18 protein-coding genes are annotated in these 20,868 nt (G+C 70.9%); 7 read left to right on the forward strand and 11 right to left on the reverse strand.

Annotation, left to right across the window (positions count from 1 at the left end):
• Positions 1-19 precede the first annotated feature (19 nt).
• From FGL15_RS20310 to FGL15_RS10815, 5 genes are all read right to left on the reverse strand, one after another.
• Entirely contained in the window at positions 20-979 is a 960-nt protein-coding gene (locus tag FGL15_RS20310) for a hypothetical protein (protein ID WP_240773507.1), read from the reverse strand.
• Positions 980-1,088: 109 nt separating this feature from the next.
• Entirely contained in the window at positions 1,089-1,988 is a 900-nt protein-coding gene (locus FGL15_RS20320) for a DUF2264 domain-containing protein (protein ID WP_168223373.1), read from the reverse strand.
• On the reverse strand, positions 1,985-3,916 hold the full coding sequence (locus FGL15_RS10805; RefSeq protein WP_138946036.1) for a heparinase II/III family protein: 1,932 nt from the start codon (positions 3,914-3,916) through the stop codon (positions 1,985-1,987). Before FGL15_RS10805 ends, FGL15_RS20320 begins: the two co-directional genes overlap by 4 nt.
• Before the next feature lie 29 nt (positions 3,917-3,945).
• Positions 3,946-4,974, reverse strand: a complete 1,029-nt coding sequence (locus tag FGL15_RS10810) for a hydroxyacid dehydrogenase (RefSeq protein WP_138946037.1) — start codon at positions 4,972-4,974, stop codon at positions 3,946-3,948.
• A gap of 103 nt (positions 4,975-5,077) precedes the next feature.
• Positions 5,078-6,169: a substrate-binding domain-containing protein gene (locus FGL15_RS10815; RefSeq protein ID WP_138946038.1), complete on the reverse strand. Its 1,092-nt coding sequence runs from the start codon at positions 6,167-6,169 to the stop codon at positions 5,078-5,080.
• Positions 6,170-6,310: 141 nt separating this feature from the next.
• Between FGL15_RS10815 and FGL15_RS10820 the strand changes: the two genes are divergently transcribed.
• From FGL15_RS10820 to FGL15_RS10830, 3 genes are all read left to right on the forward strand, one after another.
• Positions 6,311-7,306: a sugar ABC transporter permease gene (locus FGL15_RS10820; protein WP_338000138.1), complete on the forward strand. Its 996-nt coding sequence runs from the start codon at positions 6,311-6,313 to the stop codon at positions 7,304-7,306.
• A complete protein-coding gene (locus tag FGL15_RS10825) occupies positions 7,303-8,190 on the forward strand; it encodes a carbohydrate ABC transporter permease (RefSeq protein WP_079704680.1) in 888 nt (295 codons plus the stop codon). Before FGL15_RS10820 ends, FGL15_RS10825 begins: the two co-directional genes overlap by 4 nt.
• Positions 8,191-8,273: 83 nt before the next feature.
• A complete protein-coding gene (locus tag FGL15_RS10830) occupies positions 8,274-9,932 on the forward strand; it encodes an extracellular solute-binding protein (RefSeq protein WP_138946039.1) in 1,659 nt (552 codons plus the stop codon).
• Between the two features lie 13 nt (positions 9,933-9,945).
• Here the strand turns inward: FGL15_RS10830 and FGL15_RS10835 are convergent, their stop codons facing one another.
• The 3 genes from FGL15_RS10835 to FGL15_RS21255 all read right to left on the reverse strand — a co-directional run bounded on the left by FGL15_RS10835 (position 9,946) and on the right by FGL15_RS21255 (position 14,375).
• Complete coding sequence (locus tag FGL15_RS10835; RefSeq protein ID WP_138946040.1) at positions 9,946-12,798, reverse strand: DUF2207 domain-containing protein; 2,853 nt, start codon at positions 12,796-12,798, stop codon at positions 9,946-9,948.
• Positions 12,799-12,882: 84 nt separating this feature from the next.
• Positions 12,883-13,623, reverse strand: a complete 741-nt coding sequence (locus FGL15_RS21250; protein WP_205858605.1) for a cytosine permease — start codon at positions 13,621-13,623, stop codon at positions 12,883-12,885.
• A complete protein-coding gene (locus tag FGL15_RS21255; protein ID WP_205858606.1) occupies positions 13,578-14,375 on the reverse strand; it encodes a cytosine permease in 798 nt (265 codons plus the stop codon). The genes FGL15_RS21250 and FGL15_RS21255 overlap by 46 nt, the downstream gene beginning before the upstream one ends.
• A 187-nt stretch (positions 14,376-14,562) precedes the next feature.
• On the opposite strand from FGL15_RS21255, the gene FGL15_RS10845 reads away from it, so the two are divergent.
• The 3 genes from FGL15_RS10845 (at position 14,563) to hisD (ending at position 17,788) form a co-directional block, all read left to right on the forward strand.
• Entirely contained in the window at positions 14,563-15,435 is an 873-nt protein-coding gene (locus FGL15_RS10845; protein ID WP_138946041.1) for a nitrilase-related carbon-nitrogen hydrolase, read from the forward strand.
• A gap of 9 nt (positions 15,436-15,444) precedes the next feature.
• Entirely contained in the window at positions 15,445-16,377 is a 933-nt protein-coding gene (locus FGL15_RS10850; protein WP_138946042.1) for a LysR family transcriptional regulator, read from the forward strand.
• 94 nt (positions 16,378-16,471) lie between these two features.
• Entirely contained in the window at positions 16,472-17,788 is a 1,317-nt protein-coding gene (gene hisD / locus FGL15_RS10855; RefSeq protein WP_138946043.1) for a histidinol dehydrogenase, read from the forward strand.
• A gap of 81 nt (positions 17,789-17,869) precedes the next feature.
• On the opposite strand, the gene FGL15_RS10860 is transcribed toward hisD, so the two are convergent.
• Positions 17,870-18,529, reverse strand: coding sequence for a HEAT repeat domain-containing protein (locus tag FGL15_RS10860; protein ID WP_138946044.1), 660 nt, complete (start codon positions 18,527-18,529; stop codon positions 17,870-17,872).
• Positions 18,530-18,635: 106 nt separating this feature from the next.
• Between FGL15_RS10860 and FGL15_RS10865 the strand changes: the two genes are divergently transcribed.
• Entirely contained in the window at positions 18,636-18,962 is a 327-nt protein-coding gene (locus tag FGL15_RS10865) for an NIPSNAP family protein (RefSeq protein WP_138946045.1), read from the forward strand.
• A 19-nt stretch (positions 18,963-18,981) separates the two neighbouring features.
• Here FGL15_RS10865 and FGL15_RS10870 read toward each other — a convergent pair whose 3' ends face one another.
• Together FGL15_RS10870 and FGL15_RS10875 are read right to left on the reverse strand one after the other, a co-directional pair.
• Positions 18,982-19,713 (reverse strand): sensor histidine kinase, encoded by a 732-nt coding sequence (locus FGL15_RS10870; RefSeq protein WP_138946046.1) that lies wholly within the window; start codon positions 19,711-19,713, stop codon positions 18,982-18,984.
• A 346-nt stretch (positions 19,714-20,059) separates the two neighbouring features.
• Positions 20,060-20,716, reverse strand: coding sequence for a response regulator transcription factor (locus FGL15_RS10875; protein ID WP_138946047.1), 657 nt, complete (start codon positions 20,714-20,716; stop codon positions 20,060-20,062).
• Between the last annotated feature and the right edge of the window lie 152 nt (positions 20,717-20,868).

Here is a 20,868-nt window from a genome sequence, read left to right on the forward strand (position 1 = left end):
TTTCGGATGGGTGCGGTGGTCAGTCCGCGGACGGGCGTGCGAGCTGGCCGTCCCAGGGGACGAAGGTGGCGAGGTCGACGTCGTGCACGGTTCCGTCGGTCCACCGTGCGACCAGTCGGGTCCCGGTCACGTCCACCGCGACCGGGAGGTCGGGCGTCTCGCCGTCGTCGAAGCGGAGGGTGTGGAGCGCGGCCAGGACGGTGTGCCCCGGAGTGCTGGCGGCGTACAGCGCCGGAACCGCCGAGTGCGGGCCGAACGCGTTGGCGTCACGGTAGGCGACGGCCTCCGCGCGGTCCCAACCGTGCAGCCCGACGGTGGTCGCTGCGAGCCCGTCACGACCGACCACCGTGGCCCGAGGCGCGGCCCCGGCGGGATCGACCACGGTGCGCAGGATGGCGTCGTCGGCGACGGCCGCACCGCCCTCGCGGACGGTCCACGCGCGCGTCGACTCGACGAGGTGCGCGCGGAGCTCCTGATCACCGTGGACGATGCTGACCGTGGTGACGGCGCAGCCCAGCCACACCCGGCCGTCGAGCTGTGGGAGGTGCACCGAGCCGGAGACCTCGCGGACGGTCCGCATCCCGCGGATCGCGGCGCGTCGACTCGCCCGCCCGTCCTCGTCGAGCAGCGCGAGATGGCCGTCGACGTTCTCGTCCCACGCCGCGCCCGTCCCCGGGGCCGTGTGCGAGGAGTACCCGAACTTGGCGTAGTGCGGATCGTCCGCGTCGGCGCGAGCGGGCTCCACGGGGATCTCGCAGTGGTCGCTGCCGTGGTTGGCGAGCGTCACGACACCGTCCCGCTGCGAGCGCAGGATCCATCCGACCGCCGGCAGCACGGTGGTCTCCGGCGGCCCGTCGGTCGGTTGCGGGTGTTCCGGAGCGGTCCACACCGGGTCGTCGCGGTCGATGGCGAGCCCGAGGAACCCGATGCCCGCGTAGGCGAGCCGAAGCCGCTGTAGCTCTGCGCGGTGGGCTCCCACGGCCCGTACCAACCGAGACTCAGCGGGCCGTTGACGCCGACGCCGTGCCGGACGAACCCCGAGACCACCCCGGAGGCCAGGCGTCGCGTCGCGCCGGGACTCAACGGGTTCACCCCGAGAGCTCGGCGCACCAGAGCGCGGTGGGGGCGGCCGTCCGATAGCTCAGCGAGCGGCCGACGTGCACCATCGACCCGTCGGGTGCGACCATGCGCGCGAAGGAGCCGGTGAAGTCGTGCAGCCGTTCCAGATGCCGTGAGCCGTCGGCCGTGCCCGTGCGGTCGGTCATGCGGTACCAGGCCCAGAGGTAGGGGTGGATCGCCCACGCGTTGTAGTAGTCGATCGCGTGTTCCGGACCGTCGGTGTACCAGCCCTGCTCCAGGTGCCACGACTCGACCCGGGCGACGTTCCTCGTGCCGTTCAGCCCGGTGACGTCCTCGTCGACCGAGCGGAGGAACGCCTCCGCCATCGCCGGGAAGAGCTGCCAGTTGTTGTGCCAGACCTCGAGGCGCGCGTGGTGGCGCAGCCAGTCGGCGATCTGCACCTGCTCCTTCCGGGTGAGCCCCGCCCACAGTCGGTCGCGACTGACGTACAGGCCGAACGCGATGTTCGCCGCCTCCACGATCGAGTTGGTGACGCCCGTGCCGGGGGCCCGACACGTCACGCCCAGTGGCCAGGACTCCGGACCGTCCGTGGCCGTACCGGCGAGGAGTGCCCGGCTGTACCAGGCGACGAGGTCCTCGACCCCGTCGCCGTCTCCACCGCCGGCGATCCGCGGTGCGGCGAGGAGGAAGGAGCGACCGACCGCCTCCATGCCCTCGCGGACGACACCGTCGCGGGTGACCCGACCGGGCAGCCGAGGGATGCCGCCGAGCGGACTCTCGAACCGGCGGACCTCCGCCAGCCACCGGTCGGCCGTGGCCTCCCAGTGCGCCCGCGTCCACCCGGTGAAGGGTGCGGCGACGGGGTCCGCGGCCGGTAGACGGAACGGCGGGAGCGGGTCGGGCGTCATCGTGGGGCCTCCATCGGTGCTCCCGGTTCCGGGTACTGTTGCGCGCGGCGCACCCGCAGCGTGTGTGACCCGCTCGTCGCGGTGGCGCGCTGCACGAGCCGGATGCGGAAGACGGCCGACCCCCAGACCTCGTGGAGCTTCGGGTCGTCGATGTCGATCCGGTCCACCGCCACCTCGAACGCGGGGTCGGTGTCCAGGCGGGCGTCGCCGACCAGGATCCCACCGCCCGCGACGATCGGCTCGACGGCTGTCAGGAACGTCAGCGTCATCTGCGATGGTTCGGCGAACGCCCAGTGGTCGTCGACGAGGACGGCACCGGCCGCACGGTCGAGCGTCACCGCGCGGTCCAGGGCCGTGAGGCGGGCCTCGCGCGGATACGCACCCAGGAGGGACGTGGCGAGGACGGAGCGGTCGCCCTCGTCGGAGAACCGTGTCCCGCTCGCCGTGAAGGCCCGACCATACGGTTGCTCGACCCCGGCAGGGAGTGGGACGTTGTGGAAGGCGCTCCGCATGGTCCAGATGCCGTAGCGGGTGTCCGGCATGAAGGTGTCGCGGTGGTACACGCCGACACCCACGTCGATGAGGACGGGCTCGCCGTCGAGCGAGACGATGACCCCGCCGACGTCGTTGTGGTTGTGGCTGACGTCGTTGTGACCACCCTTCGCGGCGACCGCCCAGCCGTCCACGCGACCGGCGTGCTCGCGGAACACCGCCACCTCCGTTTCCGGTGCGTACCAGGAGGAGGGCATCCCCGGCGTGGCGTCGCCGGCCGTGCTCCACGCCGGGTCGAGCAGCTCCGCGAGCGTGCGGCGGAACAACGGAGCCAACTGCCCCGAGAAGCCGAGCGGATGCGAGCGCCCCATCCAGCGGGCGTGGGCAGCCACCTCGTCGTCGCCCACGCGCTCGCCGAAGCGGGCGAGCAGGTTCCACGTCGCGTTCGCCGGCAGGCTCGCGGACCCGTCCGAGAAGTTGACCTGTGACGTGGCCGACAGCTGCATGACCATCGGGAACCGGGCCATCGCGGCGACCGGCGGGACCGCGAAGCCGTCGAAGACGCCGCCGGTGAGGTCGCCGAGCAGGTCGATGGCCTCGAACAGGGTCGCGCCCGCCCACCACCAGTACGTCGCACCCTCGTCGCAGCTCCCGTCCTCGGCGTACCCGGCACGGAAACGGTCGAGGACGGCGACCGCGCGGTCCACCGACGCCGCCAGCTCGGACCGATCGGTCTCGACCACGGCGGAGCACACGAGCACGTTCGAGACGATCCACGGGGCCCAGTTGTTCGGCGGTCCGTCGAGCCCGTGCCAGAAGTCCACCTCGTCGCGCCACGGGTCCAGGACCCGACGACGGATCTCGGCGTGCACCCGTGCGCGCAGACCCGGGAAGGTCCGCTCCAGGCGGTCCCCGGCGATCGTGTCGATCGCGGCGAGCATCCCGCCGATGTAGGCGTCTGAGAGGTCGAGCACGTCACGACCGGGGATCGGGAGGAAGGGGCGCTCGCCGGACTCGGGCAGCGCGTAGTGGGAGGGCAGACACCAGGCGGTCAGTTCGCAGAGCCGCCAGACGCGATCGCTGAGCTCGCCGACCCAAGCGTCGTCCCCGCTGGCGCCGAGCGCGAGTGCCGAGGCTGCGACCGAACCGAGGAGCGCCTGCTGCGCCGTCTCGTACGGAGTCCGGTCGCCCTCCGCGCTGTACCGGGCCCAGAGCGACAGCGTCGGCGGGTTGCGGTCCGCCTCCGCGCACCAGCGGTGGGCCGCGTCGACGAGGGCCACCCGGTCGCGCTCGGCGACGCGGCCCCAGGCCTCGCGGTCGTCGACCGACGGTCCGGCGCTCCAGTCCCCGACCCGCAGTGCGCGGCGGGCCCGGTCGTCGAACCGTCCGGCGAAGCTCGTGGTCGTCGGCGCGGTGTGGTCTGTCTCGAGGGTCATGGTCTGGCCTCTGGTGTTCGGCGGTCGGTTCACGCCTGCAGCGCGAGGGCGGCGAGGGTGATCGGTCGATGGAAGGTGCCGAACCGGACGAAGTGCAGGGCCTCGTCGACCGTGTTGGCTGCGAGACGTGCGAGCTCGTTCCCGGCCGAGCCGGCGATGTGCGGCGTGATGACCGTGTTGGGGGTCGACCACAGCCGGGAGGAGGGCGGCAGGATCTCCGGCGAGGTGACGTCGAGGATCGCGACCAGGTCGCCGCGGTCGAGTCGGTCGGCGAGCGCGTCGTGATCGATGAGGTCGCCTCGGGCGGTGTTGATGACCGTGGTCCCGGGCCGCATCAGCTGGAGGAGGGACCGGTCGACGAGGTGCCTGGTGGAGGGGAGCGCCGGGGCGTGGAGCGTGACGATGTCGCTGTGCGCGGCCAGCTCGTCGAGCGTGACGCAGGGTACCCCGAGGGCCGCCTGCTCCTGGTGGTCGAGGGTCGGATCGGCGACGACGACCCGCACGTCCAGGGAGGCGAGGCGCTCGACGACGAGGCGGCCGATCCGGGAGGCGCCGACGACGCCCACCGTGATCCCGTGGCTGCCGACCGTCGGCCACGCCCGCTCCGCATCGACGGGGGCTCGAGAGGCCCGCAGCGTCTCGGCGGCCCAGAACGTGCGCTTCGCGGCGAGGATCACCATCGCCATCGTGAACTCGGCGACCGGGACCGCGTTGGCCGTCGCACTGGAGGTGAGGGCGACCCGGCGTTCGAGGAGGGCGTCGGTGACGATGCCGCGCACGCTGCCGGCCGAGTGCGCCACGGCCCTGAGTGACGGCAGGGATCGCAGGAGCGTCTCGTCGAGCACGGGGGAGCCCCAGCCTGTCACGAGCACTTCGACCGCGGCCAGCTGGGCGCGGTCCTCCGCGCGCTCGAGCCGGAGCGGGCGGTCCGACGGCAGCCTGGCGTACGGCTCCGACCGCAGCCGGGCGAGGTCCGGCGCGGAGAACACCCGGTCGAAGGTGCCGTCCGGCATGAGGAAGCCGATCGTGCCCGTGCGGGCGCTCTCGCTCTGCGGCATCGTCGCCTCCTGGTCGTCTCGGCAGCAGGCTCAATCCCAATCGGAGCCGCCCGATCGTGTCAAGCACGCCCGTTCAAACGAACAGGAATCGAACAGCACAGGGCTATCGCGGTGGCGCGGTCGACTCGCGGAGGCTCAGACTCGGCCGCAGGCTCATGTGGCGTGCGGAGAAGCCCTGCTGGGCCGCGGCCGAGATGCGCTCGAAGCACATCGTCGCCGCGAACCGGCCGATGTCGCGTTTGGGCGGTGCGACCGCGGTGAGCGGCACCCGGGCGAGCCCGGCCACCTCGTCGTCGTACGCCACGATCGACAGGTCGTCCGGGATCGAGAGCCCGAAGTCGAGCGCCGCGTCCGCGAACTCGACGGCGTAGTGGTCCGAGTGCATGAACACCGCGGTCGTGCCGGACGCCACGCACGCCTCGAGGTATCGCCTCGTCTGCTCGCCGACGCCGTGCCGGTCGTCGATGATCGCCGTGCTGGCGTCCTCGCGCAGGCCGAGCTGGCGTCGGGCGCGCTCGTAGCCGAGCCGCAACGACGGCGTCGTCGGGGTGTCGAAGGCCGCCATCCCGACCCGCTCGTGACCGAGGGCGGCGAGGTGCCGGAGTGCGATGGCGGCGCCGGCGGCATGGTCGGTGCGCACGAACTCGAGTCCGTCGCCCACCGCGGACTCCGCGACCGAGCGCTCCACGAGGACGACGGGGACCGGTGCGCGCTCGAGGAGCTCGAGCGTCGCGAAGGCGTCGAGGACCGAGGTGGTCACGAGGAGGCCATCCACCCCGCCGGCCAGCAGTCGCTCGATCTGGTCGCGCTCGCGGGCGGGGTCGTAGCGCGAGACACCGAGGACGATCCGACCGCCGAGCGACTGCGCCCGCTCCACGGCGCCGGCCACGATCGTCGGGAAGTAGTAGCTTGGATCGGGCACGACGAATCCGAAGGTGAACAGGGTGTCGGCCGCACCGGGGGCCGGCGTGGGGCGGGCACCCGGCCGGTGCGGGATGCCCGTGGTCGGCTGCGTGTCGATCGAGACGGCACCGCCGTGCACCCGACGGAGGCGGCCCTGCTCCCCGAGCTCGCGCAGGTCCCGACGGACGGTCATCGCGGAGATGCCCATGCGCTCGGCGAAGTCGGCCGCGGAGAGACTGCCGTGGATCCGCAGTTCGGCGAGGATGCGGTCGTGTCGTTGCGAGAGCTCCATGATCGACTCCGATGTTCGATATCTGTTCGGATGATTAGATGATCTTGACTTTACTCAACGGCCCCGCGAAAGATTGCCAACGTTCGAGAGAACGACGCGGAAGCACCCGACGGGGCCTCCGCTGCGAGCAAAGGAGCTGCTGTGAGCGCGACGACGACCGATCGGCCGGAGACCATCCGACCACCGATCGCACCCGCAGGGTCCGGCGGCCGGCCGACGAAGCGCAAGGTGCCGTTCGGGATGCAGTTCCGTCGCGACTCGCCACTGCTCATCATGGTGACGCCGGCGGTCGTGCTGCTGCTGCTGTTCGTCTACATCCCGCTGCTCGGGAACGTCATCGCGTTCATGGACTACCAGCCGTACATCCCGATCCCGGACAGCCCGTGGGTGGGCTTCGCCAACTTCTCGGCGCTCTTCGGTGATCCGGCGTTCTGGAACGCGGTCTCCAACACCCTCCAGATCACGTTCATCCAGCTGGTCCTCTTCTTCCCGGTCCCCATCGCGCTGGCCATCTTCATCCACTCGCTGACCTGGCCCTGGCTCCGCTCCATCGTGCAGTCGGTGCTCTACCTGCCGCACTTCCTGTCCTGGGTCATCGTGGTCGGCTTCTTCCAGCAGAGCCTCGGATCGGGAGGGGTGCTCAACACCTGGCTGCGGCAGCTCGACCTCGGGACCGTCTCCGTCATGTCCGACCCGGCGACCTTCAAGCTCCTGCTGTCCTCGCAGGTGATCTGGAAGGACGCGGGCTGGGGCACCATCATCTTCCTCGCGGCGCTCGCGGCCATCGACGACTCGCTCTACGAGGCCGCCGCCATCGACGGAGCGGGCGCCTGGAGCCGGTTCTGGCACATCACCCTGCCCGGGATCCGGCCCATCATCGTGCTGCTGCTCATCCTGCGGCTCGGCGAGGCGCTGTCCGTCGGCTTCGAGCAGATCATCCTGCAACGCAACGCCGTCGGCCCCGGAGCCGCCGAAGTGCTCGACACCTACGTCTACTACCACGGCGTCATCGACGGGAACTGGAGTACCGGCATCGCCGCCGGCCTCATCAAGGGTCTCGTCGGTCTCGTCCTCATCCTCGTCGCCAACAAGGCGGCGCACATGCTCGGCGAGCAGGGAGTGTATTCCAAATCATGAGCACCATCGTCCGACCGGTCTGGGCGGGGAAACCGAAGCCCGTCGTCCTCGCGCTCAAAGCGCTCGCGATCGTCATGATCCTCGCCGTCATCCTGTTCCCGTTCCTCATCGTGGTCTCCACGAGTGTGTCGACCGCCGAGGACGTCACGGCCGCCGGTGGCTACGTCGTGTGGCCAAAGTCCTTCACGCTCGACGCGTACCAGCAGATCCTCGCCGGGGGCGTGGTCACCCGCGCGATCCTGGTGACGCTGTTCGTGACCGTCGTCGGCACGCTCATCAGCCTCGTCTGCACCGTGTCGGCAGCGTGGGCCCTCAGCCGGCGTTCGTTCTTCCAGCGCCCCGTGCTGATGATCGTGCTCGCCACGTTCCTCTTCACCCCGGGACTCATCCCGCTGTACCTGATGGTGAAGCAGCTCGGCCTGCTCGACAACGTTTGGGCGCTCATCCTGCCCGGTGCGTTCAGCGTGTTCAACATGGTGGTCGTCCGCGGCTTCATGATGGGCATCCCGCAGGAGCTCATCGACAGCGCGAAGATCGACGGTGCCGGGGAGTTCCGCATCCTCGGCACGATCGTCCTGCCGCTGTCCCGCGCGGTGATCGCCGTCGTCGCCCTCTTCTACGCGGTCGGGTACTGGAACGCGTTCTTCAACGCGCTGCTGTACATCAACGACACCTCCAAGTGGACGCTCCAGCTCGTCCTGCGCACCTACGTGCTGCAAGGGTCCTCGCTCGTCGGTGGAGCTTCGGACGCCTCGGTGCTGCCGCCGGCCGAGTCCCTGCAGATGGCCGTCGTGCTCATCGCCATCGTCCCGATCCTCATCGCCTACCCACTCGTGCAACGCCACCTCACGAAGGGTGTGCTGACCGGCGCCGTCAAGGGCTGACCGGTCCGCACACCTCCACCCGGCACCGTCGCCGGGACCTCACCCGCGCCCCTGGCGCCAGCCCCACCTCGAAGGAGACCACGATGAACGACACCACCTCCGGCCTGTCACGCCGCACCTTCCTCACCGCGGCCGGCGTCGGCCTCGCCGTCCTCGGCCTCGGTTCCGCGCTCGCCGGCTGCACGCCAGGCGGCGCGACGTCCGGTGCCGCGGGTTCCGGAGCCCTCGTCCCGCTGCCCACGTACGTGCCGATCACGAAGGGACCGACCCCGGACCTCGCCGGCTCGGCCACGGTCCAGCCCGTCTACCTCTCGGCACCGAAGGAGGCCGAGCTCTTCACCTCGGTGTCCGGGAAGGCCGCCGTGAGCGGCACGGTGTCCGGGTTCGTCATCTCGTACAGCCCGCCGGCACCCGCGTCGAACAGCTACCTCCAGGCGGCCGAGCAGGAACTCGGCTGCAAGCTCGACCTGCAGGTGGTCCCGGCCGACTCGTTCGCGCCCAAGTTCGCGACGGTCATGGCCGGCGGCAGTGTGCCGGACCTCGTCGAGTTCCTCGCGTTCCAGCTGCCGCCGTCCTACCCGCAGCTGCTGAAGGCCCAGTTCGCGGACCTGTCCGACCACCTCTCCGGCGACAAGGTGAAGGCGTACCCCAACCTCGCGAACCTGCCCACCCCGTCCTGGGAGGGCTGCCGGATCAACGGTCGGATCTACGGCGTCCCGGTGAACCGCCCGCCGTTCGGCAACATGCTCATCTCCCGACCGGACGTCATCAAGGACCTCACGGGAGCGGAACCCGCTCCGAAGACGAAGGACGAGTTCACCGAGCTCTGCAAGGCGGTCACCGACGCCAAGCGCAACCGGTACGCGATCAGCGGGCAGAGCAACGGCGACAGCGTCGACTGGGGGTACGACTTCATGGGCGCGATGTTCGGGGTGCCGAACGGTTGGGAGCTGCAGGGCTCGAAGCTCGTCCACAAGTGGGAGTCGGACCGCTGGCTCGAGACGCTGTCGTACATCAAGGAGTTGAAGGACGCCGGGTACTACCACCCGGACACCCCGAGCATCTCCGGCTCCCAGGCGAAGACCTACATGGCCAACGGCACGGTGCTCATGCACCAGGACGGCATCTCGGCGATCATCGACCCCAGTGCCCCCGAGGGCGTGGTCTACGACGCGATCCTCCCGTTCGCGGCGGACGGCGGCGCCGGCATCGTCTACCAGGGCTCGTCGATGTTCTCCTTCACCGCCATCAAGCAGGCGGACGACGCTCGGGTGAAGGAACTGCTGACGCTGCTCAACCATCTCGCGGCGCCCTACGGCAGCACCGAGGGGTTCTTCCTCCAGTACGGCCGGACCGGCGAGCACCACACGCGTGAAGCGGACGGTCGCGTCGTCCTGACAGAGGCGGGATCGGCACAGATCGGCCCCACCTCGTTGAACCGACTCGCCGCAGCACCGCAGATCCTCGCGAGCGCGGTGCCGATGGAGGAACGGCTGCGTCGCTCGCACGCGTGGCAGGAGCAGGCCTCCCCGATGCTGCAGAAGAGCCCGATCACCGGGCTGTACTCGGAGACCGCCGGCAAGACGTCGTCGGCGACGAACGCCCTGTCGTCGACGATGAACGAGTACGTCCTCGGTCGGACCGGTTTCGACGCCGTGAAGTCGGGCATCGCCTCGTGGAAGGAATCGACGAACGACAAGGTGCGGGCGGAGTACCAGGAGCAGCTCGAGAAGCTGTCCTGACGGCGGCCGGCGGTCAGGCGCGCGGCCTGGCCCACATGACGACGCCGTACCAGGCGATGACCGCCACGACGCCGGCGATCAGCCCGCCGAGGACGAGGTCGCCGAACGGGTCGTCGCCCGCGACGCCGTTCAGGGTCCAGATGCCCAGGATCACCGCGGCGGCGAGTGCCGACGGGGTCAGCCAGCGCACCGCATCGCGGAGCAGACCCGGCTTCGGGGCCCGGCGCCGGGCCGACCCGACGGCGCCGATCACGGAACCGAGGACCGCGATGCCGGCGAAGACCACCGTGAAGACCCCCGGTGCCAGGGCGGCCGTCCGAGCCAAGGCCGCGGCATCGGCGTCGGTACCGGCGACCGTCCCGGCGGGGAGGTCGAGGACCACACCGAGGTCGTCGCCACGGACGTCGAGTGACCACCGGCCGTCGTCGTCCGGCGCGAGGTCGAGCGTCGCCGTCGAGCGGGCGGCACCACCTTCGGTCGCCGCCGGTCGCCAAGCCCCTGCCTCGGCGGGAGTCCACCCGGCGTCGACGGCGTCGTCGAGGAGCTCGTCGTCGGCGGTGAAGCTGAGTCGGAACGGTTCGGGCGGGATGTCCTTGTCGATCGGGACGCTGTTCGACCAGCCGTCGAGGAGTGCGACCCAGCTGACGCGGTCGACGTCCCGACCGCCGACGGACGTGGCGATGGCCGGCCTCGTGGCGGTCGTCTGGATCACAACGTCGTGCAGACCCGTCCGCACGTCGTCGAAGGTCGTCCGGAGCAGCAGCCGACCGTCCTCGTGTTCCGTCGTGAAGGGCGCGTCATCGCCGTCGATCGTCACGCGGTCGACGCTGAGACCCAGATCCTGACCGTCGACGACGGCGGGCCACTCGCGGACCACCTGACCGGGCACCGCCCCCTCGTTGGAGAAGTCGACGCCGAGGCGTTCGGTCACGCGCAGGCGCGCACCGTCGCCATCGGACCGGGTCAGCTGTGCGTCGAACTCGGCTGCAGCGATCGTGACGAGGGTCGATCCAGGGATGTCGCCCGTGTAGGAGCGGGCCGTCTCGGGCTCCAGCGACGAAGCCGGGAGGACGTTGACCGCGACGATCGCGCCGACGACGAGGAGCACGGCGAGCACCCGGACGGCGATCCGCGGACCGGTGAGGAAGCCTGCTGACGACCCGTCGGGCGGCGAGGTGGGATCGGTCGCGGCCGCCGGCATCGTGATCTCCGGGGCGATCAGCGCGGCGACCCGTCGGCCCGTCGCCCGGGGCGGGGTGCCGAGCACGGCGTAGGGCAGGAGACGGTCGCGTAGGGAGGCGCGATCGAGCAGCTGCGTCCGTTCGGCGAACACGCGGATGCCGAGCAGGTGCTGCTTCACGAGCGCACCCTTGCGGGTCAGTGGCCGGGCGGTCAGGGCGATCGCGAGCACGATGACGGCGAAGACGGTGGAGAGGGCGACGAAGGCGAGCGGCCACCACACCACCGCGAGCACGGTCTGGTGGGAGAGCTGCCGGACGATGCCCCACTGGAGGAGGGTCAGCGCGATCGGTGCGGCGATGAACCAGTCGCGGACGAAGCCCTTCGGCACGCGGCGCAGGCCCTCGCGCACCTGACCGGCGCGTTCCGGCCCGGTCAGGTACCGGCGCAGGGCGCGGGGGCGGTCGCCCAGACGGCCGGCCCGCTTGGCCGCACCCGCCGCCGCGATGAGGCGCACCTGTCGCTTGGCCTGCTCCTTCGAGCCGCTGATCGCCGCGTCCTTGAGCCGTTCGGCGAGCTCCATCGTCGCGGGCGACCGCAGGAGGTGCGCGGCGGTGCGCGGCGTGATGCCCTCCGGAGGCTCCGACTGGGCGAGGTACCACGGACGTCCGCGGGCATCACCCCACGCGACCGCACGGGCCGCGAACGACAGCAGGAGCGTCGCCGCGAGGACGAGCATCGGCAGGACGGGCCCGAAGGTCTGGACCCAGAAGATCCAGGACTGCGGGGGCATCGTGATCGAGCCCGCTTCGAACGGCATGGTGAACCGCGCCTGCGCGTGCGGCGGGGCCGCATCGTCGCTCGTGAACGCGTAGGCGACCTCGCCGGGAGGCGAGTCGGCCTCCGGGCTGAGCCACTGCCCGGCACCGATGAGGGTCCAGGCGAGAGAACCGTACGGCTGCCGGACGAGGCGGTCGTCGAGGTCCTGGGGGATGGTCACCCGCACGTCGAGCTTCGCCACGGCCTGCTGCAGGTCGGGCCCGAAGACGTCCCAACGGAGGAGGTCGACGGGTCGCCCGGTCGCCGGGTCGGCGTCGACGTAGGCGAGATCGGAGAGTCGGTACCTGATGACGAGTTCGTGGTCGCCGGTGAGCTGCTCGCCGGGGTCGACGACGAGCCTGAGGAAGACCGCGGCCCGCTCCCGAGTCACGTCCTGCTTCACGCCGTCCAACGTCACCGTGATCGCCGACGGGTCGAGGGCGTGACCCTGGTACTCGGTCGCGAGCACCCGCTCGATGGTCCGGTCGTCGAGGTCCTTCGGGAAGAACGCGTCGATGCGCTCCTCGACGTCGGTGACGAGGCGACCGTCGTCATCCGTCGTCACGCGGTAGTCGGCGGCGAAGGAGCGGGCGATCCAGGTGTCGGTGACGTCGGACGCCTCGTCGGTGAGGTCGTCGAGGGTCAGGGGTGGGTTGATGACCGGGCCGACGAGGAGGATGATCCCTCCGATGGCGACGAGTCCCCAGAGCTGGCGTAGCCCGCTGCGGAGGCGGGAGCCGCCACGCGACTGCAACCATCGCTCGACCCGCAGGAGCCAGGCGGAGAGGACGGTCCACAGCGGCGTGTGCCGTGGTGCGGGATCCGGTATACGGGTGTCGGGGTCGCCCACGCCGTCCGGTTCCGTCACGTCGTCGAGTGTAATCCCGCGGCGTCGCGCTCCCGGACGCCAGCCGTCGCTCGGCGACGCCGGGAGCTCAGCGTCGCCGGGAGTTCAGCGACGCCGAGAGCTGAAGGCGACCGCCTGGTGACCGGTCTCGGTGACGTCGCGCTCGGCCGCGGCCCGCTCGCGGTCCAGGTCGAGCGACCGTGAGAGGAGCACATAGGCGATCGCGGAGGCGGCGAGACCGACGAACAGGGCCAGGTCAGCCCCGCCGAGCAGCTGGGCGATCGGGCCGGTGAACCACACCGTCACGACGAACGGGATCATGGCGACGATCCCGATCGCGTAGGCGAGGAGGCCACGCCAGCCCCACGCGCCGTAGACGCCGTTCGGGGTGAAGATGTCGCGGACGACGTAGTGGCCCTTCCGCACGAGGTAGTAGTCGACGAGGTTGATCGACGTCCACGGCACGAGGACGTAGAGCAGGACGACGAGGAAGCTGCTGAAGTTCGCCAGGAACTCGCCGGTGCTCAGCAACGAGCCGATGACGGCGGCCGTGGCGATCGCGAGACAGGTGACGACCCGCAGGGTGCGTGTCGGCCGGACCGGTCGGATGGAGTCGATGATCGTGATGGTCTCGATCGACGCCGCGTAGATGTTGACCGTGATGACGCTGATCAGCCCGGGCAACGCGGCCACGAGCAGCCAGGTCCCGGAACCCGGCAGGATCGCGTCGGCTGCGTCACGGACGCCCTCGAGCGGGTCGGCGCCCTGGAACGCGCTGGCGACGAACGCACCGAGCCCCATCAGCCAGACCGCGCCGACGAACACGCCGCCGTAGGTGTAGAACAAGGCCCGCCCGGGTTCGTCTGCGGCGGGAGGTAGCGCGAGTAGTCGGAGACGTACGGTGCCCAACCGAGTGCGTACGCTGCGGCACCACCGAACTGCACGAGGAACGCGACCCAGCTGAAGTTCGCGAGCGAGAGCGCGTCGGCCGGGAGCGGCACGACGAAGGGGACGACGACGGTGAACAGTCCGAAGGTGATGAGGAAGAGCGCGGTGAGCCACGACTGTGTGCGGTGGATCCAGGAGTAGCCGAAGATCGCGAGGAGGACGGCGACACCGCTGATGAGCACGTACCAGCCCGCACCGGCGTCGACACCGGTCGTCATGGTGAGGACGTCCGCACCGAGCATCTGGTTGAACATGTTGAAGCCCACGAGGCTGAAGACGACGATCGCGCAGATGAGGACGACACCGCGGTAGCCGAACTGCGCACGCGACTGGATCATCTGCGGGAGCCCGAGTTGCGGCCCCTGTGCGGAGTGGAAGGCCGTGAACACGGTGCCGACGGCCACGCCGAGGACGATCGCGAGGAGGGACGTCGCGAGGTTCGCGCCGAGCGCCGCACCGAGCATGCCGGTCGCCAGGGTCGTCACCTGCGCGTTCGACATGAACCAGAGCGAGAACAGGGAGCGCGGGCGACCGTGACGCTCATTGAGCGGGACCCAGTCGATGGAGCGGGATTCGACGAGGGACGGCTGGGCGTCACCCGCTCCGGCGGCGGAACCGGACGGGGGAGTGGGGGCGGCAGGTGTCGCCATGGCTGGCCTCCAGGGCTCGGGCGGTCGAGGAGTGCGACGGGCAGCCGGGGGTCTGCCTCGGGTCGGGGACTCGCTCGTGCCGACGACGGTATCCGCAGCCCACGGACGGGCACAATCGGCCATGCCCCGATCCCAGCCATCGGAGAACACGATGGTCCCGTCCGCGAGGGCTTCGTATGATCGCTGGATGACCAGCACCGATCCCACTGGGGCCACCGACCACAGCGACCCCGACGCGCACAGCATCCGGGTCCGCGCCCAGGAACTCGCCCCCGTCTTGGGCGATCTCGACGGCAACCTGCGCACGATCGAGGCGGCCATCCGGGACGCCGTCGCGGACGGGGTGCAGCTCCTCGTACTGCCCGAACTCGCGACGAGCGGCTACTACCTCGGCAGCCCGGAGGCGGCCCGCGCGGTCGCACTCCCGAGCGATGTGTCGGTGTTCAGCGACTGGGCGTCGCTGCTCCCCGAAGACGCTGTGGTGGTCGTCGGGTTCTGCGAACTGGACGGCGAGGAGATCCGCAACAGCGCCCTCGTCCTCGGTGCGTCGGGGGTGCTCGGGGTCTACCGCAAGGTGCACCTGTGGGACGAGGAGCAGTCCGTCTTCGTGGCGGGTCGTGAGACCCAGCCGGTGGTCGAGACGCCCCTCGGCCGGCTCGGCGTCCTCGTCTGCTACGACCTCGAGTTCCCGGAGGTGCCGCGGGGGCTGGCGCTCCGGGGCGCGGACCTCCTCGTCGTCCCGACGAACTGGCCGCTGGTCGAGCGGCCGGACGGCGAGCGAGCACCCGAGGTCGTCCAGGCGATGGCGGCGGCGCGGGCATCCGCGATCCCGATCGTCTGCTGCGACCGCTCCGGCACCGAGGATGGCAAGCCCTGGAGCGAGGGGACCACGATCATCCCGGCCGACGGCTGGCCCGTCGGCCGGAAGGACGCGCGGGGACGGGTGGACGCGACCGTCCGCATCGACCGGGGTGCGACCCGGATCGGTCCGCGCAACGACGTGCTCGCCGACCGGCGGCCCGAGCTGTACGGGGCGGTGACGGGAAGGCTCCCTCGCTAGGCTGACCGCATGACCCTCGCGCAACTCCGCGCCTTCCTCGCCGCCTACGAGAGCGGGTCCTTCACCGCCGCGGCCGCCGAACTCGACAGCAGCCAGGCCTCCGTGTCCGAGCTCGTCAGCCGCCTCGAGCGCGAGATCGGCCTGCAGTTGTTCGCCCGCGGTGCGCGTCGGCTCGTCCCGACGGCGGCCGCTGAAGAGCTTCGTGAACACGCCAGGCGAGCGGTCGCCGCGATCGACGGCGGACTCGACGCGCTGTCCGCGATCACCTCGCTCGACGGCGGCGTGTGCACCTTCGGCGTCCTCCGCAACGCCGCCTACTACGAGCTGTCCGACCTGGTGCAGCGCTTCCACCAGCGCTACCCCAACGTGCGCGTGCGACTCGTGGGGCTGAACTCGGCACTCGTCGCGGACTCCGTGGCGAGTGGCGAGATCGAGGCAGGGCTCGTCGTCCTCCCGGTGGCCGTCGCGGGCCTCGCGATCCGGCCGCTCTTCCGCGATGAGGTGTTCTACGCCTCCACCACCAGGGATCCCGCCGCAGGCCCGGTCGGGATCGACGAGTTCGCCGACGCGAAGCTCGTGCTCTACGACGCCTACGCCGGGTGGCGGGACCCCACACGGCTGCAGTTGCTGGAGCGCGCCCGCCTGCAGGGGCGGTCGATCGAGCCGGCCGTCGAGGTCGAGCACGTGGAGACGGCGCTGAGCCTCGCCGCGACCGGAGCGGCCGACACGATCGTCTCCGGCACGGTCGCCCGCACCGGCGGGTTCCCGGAGCAGTTGACGCTCACCCCCTTCGCCGAGCCGCTGTACGACACGATCGCGCTCGTGCAGCGCGAGGGCGCCTACCTGTCGCCGGCCACTGCGCGGATCGCCGAGCTGGCTGAGCACACGCTGCTCGCGGCGGCGGAGCCCGACCAGGTGATCGCGACCACCCCGAGGCGCTGAGCGTCGCCTGCGGACCGGCGTATCGGATGACCCGATGGCTCGCGCCGGTGCGTCCCCCGTTGTCGCCCTCGCGCCCCGTTCGTACGCTCGCACCATGCGATTCAGCCCTCCCGTGCTCCAGTCCCTCGACGGCTCCTTCCGTCACCTCAAGACCCCGCTCGTCGACGCCCCACCGGCGCAGCGCGACCCGGCCGTCATCGAGACCGTCTCCGCGATGCTGCTCGACATCGAACGACGCGGCATGGACGCCGTGCTCGATGCAGCGCGACGCCTCGACCGCTACCAGGGTGGCGACGTCGAGCTGACGGCCGAACAGATCGCGACCAGCGGCGACCGCCTCCCCGCCGATCTCCGCGCCGCCATCGACCTCGGCGGCGAGCGCACGCGGGCCTTCGCCCAGGAACAGCGCTCCCACCTGCAGGACTTCGAGACCGAGCTCGTTCCCGGGCTCGTCACGGGCGTGAAGTACGTGCCCGTCTCCCGCGTCGGCGCCTACCTCCCGGCCGGTCGCTTCCCGCTCACTGCGAGTGCGTTCATGACGGTCGGCGTCGCCAAGCAGGCCGGTGTGCCGACGGTCATCGCCTGCACCCCGCCGCAGCCGAACGGCGGCGCGAACGACGCCGTCGTCTACGCCGCGCACGTGTCCGGCGTCGACCGCGTCTTCGTCCTCGGCGGTGTCCAGGCGCTCGCCGCCATGGCCTACGGTCTGCTCGGCGAGCTGCCGATCGACATGCTCGTCGGTGCGGGCAACGCCTTCGTCGCCGAGGCGAAGCGACAGCTGTTCGGAACGGTCGCGATCGACCTCCTCGCCGGTCCGTCCGAGGTCGCTGTCCTCGCGGACGAGACCGCGGACCCGATCCTGGTGGCCGCCGACCTGCTCGGGCAGGCCGAGCACGGACCGAACTCGCCGGCCGCCCTCGTGACGACGTCGGAGGAGCTCGGCCGCGCGGTCATCGCCGAGGTCGAACGCCAGCTCCCGACGCTCTCGACCGAGTCGATCTGCGGGCCCGCCTGGCGCGACTACGGCTCCGTGACCGTGGCCGACGACTGCGAGACCGCCGCGGCGCTCATGGACGACCTCGCCCCGGAACACCTCGAGGTCATCACGGCCGACGACGCCTGGTACCACGACCGGTTGCTCAACTACGGGTCGATCTTCCTCGGCGCGTGGAGCACCGTCGCCTACTCGGACAAGGGCATGGCAGGCACGAACCACGTGCTCCCGACCGCAGGCGGCGCCAAGCACAGTGCCGGGCTCTCGGTGTCGCGGTTCCTGAAGCCGCTCACCTACCAGCGGATCGCCGAGGCGGCGACACCCGAACTCGCCGACGCGGTGCAGGTCATCTCCGATTCGGAGGGCATGGCGGCGCACAGCGCGACGGCGACGCTCCGCACGGCCCGGCTCAGCTGAGGCACTCGGAGGCACGGCCCCTCTCCGGTCCCTGAGCTTGTCGAAGGGCATTTCGACAGGCTCAATGACCGGGGTGATGGCTCAGTCAGTCGAGCGCAGTGCGTGCTGGGCCTCCTGCATCGCCTCGTCGAAGTCCAGTTCGGGGTCGTGGAGGATCCGGGCGGTCGCGCGGGCGTGCGCGCGAGCCTCACGCTCGATCGCCTCGGATGCGGCCGCGTGCTCGACGGGCTCGATCGAGGGCTCACCGATCGTGGCGAACGCGCGGGTGAGGCTGAGCTGCACCTCGCGGTCGCCGCGGCCGAACTGCCTCGCCAACAGCTCGGCGAGTGCCGACGCCTCCCGCTCCGGGACGACCCCTGCGGCGGTGCGCCACGCGGCTCGGGCGACCTGATCCTCCTCGTCCTCCAGCAGCGCCAGGGTGATGGCCGACCAGGTGCGTGGGTCTCGGGTCTTCGAGAGGGTGTGCAGCGCCTGGCTGCGTGCCTGCGGGAAGACCGACCCGAGTTCCTCCATCAGGCGAGGAACGGTCACCTCGGGATCGTGCCGCACGAGCGCCCAGGTGAGCATGTCGCGCACGAAGAAGTCGGGCTCGACGGCGCAGCGGTCGACGAGGACCTCGATGTAGGTGGTCTTCGGGGTGGTGCCCGCTGCGAGTGCGGCCTGGAGCCGGTCCGAGGAGGCCGGCACGCGGAGGGCGCGGGCGAGCCCGTTCGCGGCGGCGTCATCGTATTCCGAGGACATCTCGACCACCTTCCGGGGTGTGGGGACGGGCTTCCAGCGTAGGTGTCCGATGTGGCCGGTGGCCCCCTATGACGACGCTCGTCGCGCGGACGGCCAGACTGGACCCATGATCACCATCCACCTCCGCTACCAGATCGACCCCGAGCAGCTCGACACCTTCACCGAGTACGGGCGGCGCTGGATCCGCCTCGTGAACCGGCTCGGTGGCGACCACCACGGCTACTTCCTCCCAGCGGAGGGCGACAACGACGAGGCGTTCGCGCTCTTCAGCTTCCCGTCGCTCGCCGCCTACGAGCAGTACCGCATCGCCGCGACGACGGATCCGGAGTGCATCGAGGCCTACGAGCTCGTACGCGGCACCGGCTGCATCGTGCGCTTCGAGCGTCGTTTCCAGACACCGCTCTTCGGCGACGAGGTGGACCTCCGACCCTGAGCCTCCGTGACCCTGAGGCTCAGTAGGGCGCGCGGAACGTCAGGGTGAACCGGGTGGGCGTGTCCTCGGTGAGGAGGGACCCGTTCAGGAGTTCGGCGCGTTCACTCAGGCCGACGAGGCCGTGGCCCGCGGACAACCACGAGCTGTCGGACGACCGCGCGGGGCGGGCGTTCCGGATGACCACGGTGACCTCGTCGGCGGAGGCTTCGGCGCGCACGTCGACCGCGGCGCCCGGCGCATGCTTGCGAGCGTTCGTCAGCCCCTCCTGCACCGTCCGGTAGATCGCACGCTGCAACGGTGCGGGGAGGCCGTCCGGCAACTCGATGGCGGAGGTGACGGCGATGCCGCTCTCCGCGATCAACCGGTCGAGGTCGTCGACCGTCGGTTGCGGGGCCAGCGGCGCGTGTCCGGTCTCCGCGCGCAGCAGCGTCACCATGTCCCGCAGCTCGTCGAGCGTGCGCGACGCGAGCGAACGGACCGTCACCGCCATCCGCTTCGTCCCGGGTTCCTCGGTCTGCACCTGGATCGCGCCGGCCTGGACGGCGATCAGACTGACCTGGTGGGAGACGACGTCGTGCATCTCCCTGGCGATTCGCGTGCGCTCCTCGACGAGGACATCGGAGGCGATGCGCGCCCGCTCGCTCCGGCGGGCCTGCTCGAGGTCACGGATGCGGTCGAACAGCTCACGGCGGGTGCGGACGAGCAGGCCGAAGGCGATCGGAGCCGCCGCGTAGAGCGCGGCGTACACCATGGACAGGACCGTGTAGTTGGGCGACGTCCACCCCACCACGGCACCGCGGCGAGGACGAAGACCACGGCGCCCGTCGTGACGAGCCGCCAGCGTCGCCGTTCCCGCACCGCGACGGAGAAGAGCGATGCCAACCCGGCGAGGGTCGCGAGGTTGAGGGTGAAGGCCGGCACAGCCAGGAGGAGCGACAGCCACGGCCAGCGTCGCCGGAAGACGAGGCCGACGGCAGCGGCGATCGCCAGGCCGGACTCCCAGGGGGTCGCCCACTCGAGCGTCGTCAGGCTCTCGACGGCCGCCGCCGCGATGAGGGCGAGTTCGAGGAGGACCGACCAGAGCCGGGAGCGCGGCTTCACCGCGGGGCCGCCTCGTCGCCGCGGACCCCGGCACGCTCGGCGATGATGGCGGCTTCGAGTCGGGTCGTCACCTCGAGTTTGCCGAGGATCGCACTCACGTGGTCCTTCACGGTCGCGCGGCTGAGGTGCAGTGCCTCGCCGATCTCGGAGTTGGACGCACCGGTCCGGAGCGCCGCGAGCACGTCCTGTTCCCGGCCCGTCAGCCCGGACAGTCGCTTCGCCGCCTCGCGGTCGGCGGTGCGGGCGAATCCGCCGACGAGCGTCCGGGACACCTGCGGGGACAGCACGATGCCGCCCGCGGAGAGGGATCGGAGCAGCATCGGGAGCTGCTCCGGGTCCGTGTCTTTCACGAGGAACCCCGCGGCGCCACTGCGGAGGGCGCGGGCGATGTAGTCGTCGGAGTCGAAGGTGGTCAGGATCGCGACGACGGGCGGGTCGTCCCAGGTCTGCAGTTCGTCGAGGATGTCGAGCCCGTTGCGGCCTGGCATGCGGACGTCCAGGAGCACGACGTCGGGACGGCTCGAGCGGATCGCCTCCACGGCGTCGACCCCGTCGACCGAGGCGACGACCTCGATGTCCTCGACGGCACCCAGGATGAGTTCGAATCCGGACCGTACCAACGCCTCGTCGTCGACGATGGCCACTCCGATCACGGTGTCCTCCTCAGCTCGACTCTCACCCTACGAGTCCCGGGAACCGGGCGGCGACGGCCGGGAGGCTGAACCCGCCAGGTGGCGGGGGTGGAATAGCCCGCAGCAGGATGTGGACGGATCGCCACGCCGTCGATACTGAGTCAACCGGGTCG

It is taken from the genome of Plantibacter sp. M259 (assembly GCF_006065115.1).
Lineage (GTDB): Bacteria > Actinomycetota > Actinomycetes > Actinomycetales > Microbacteriaceae > Plantibacter > Plantibacter auratus.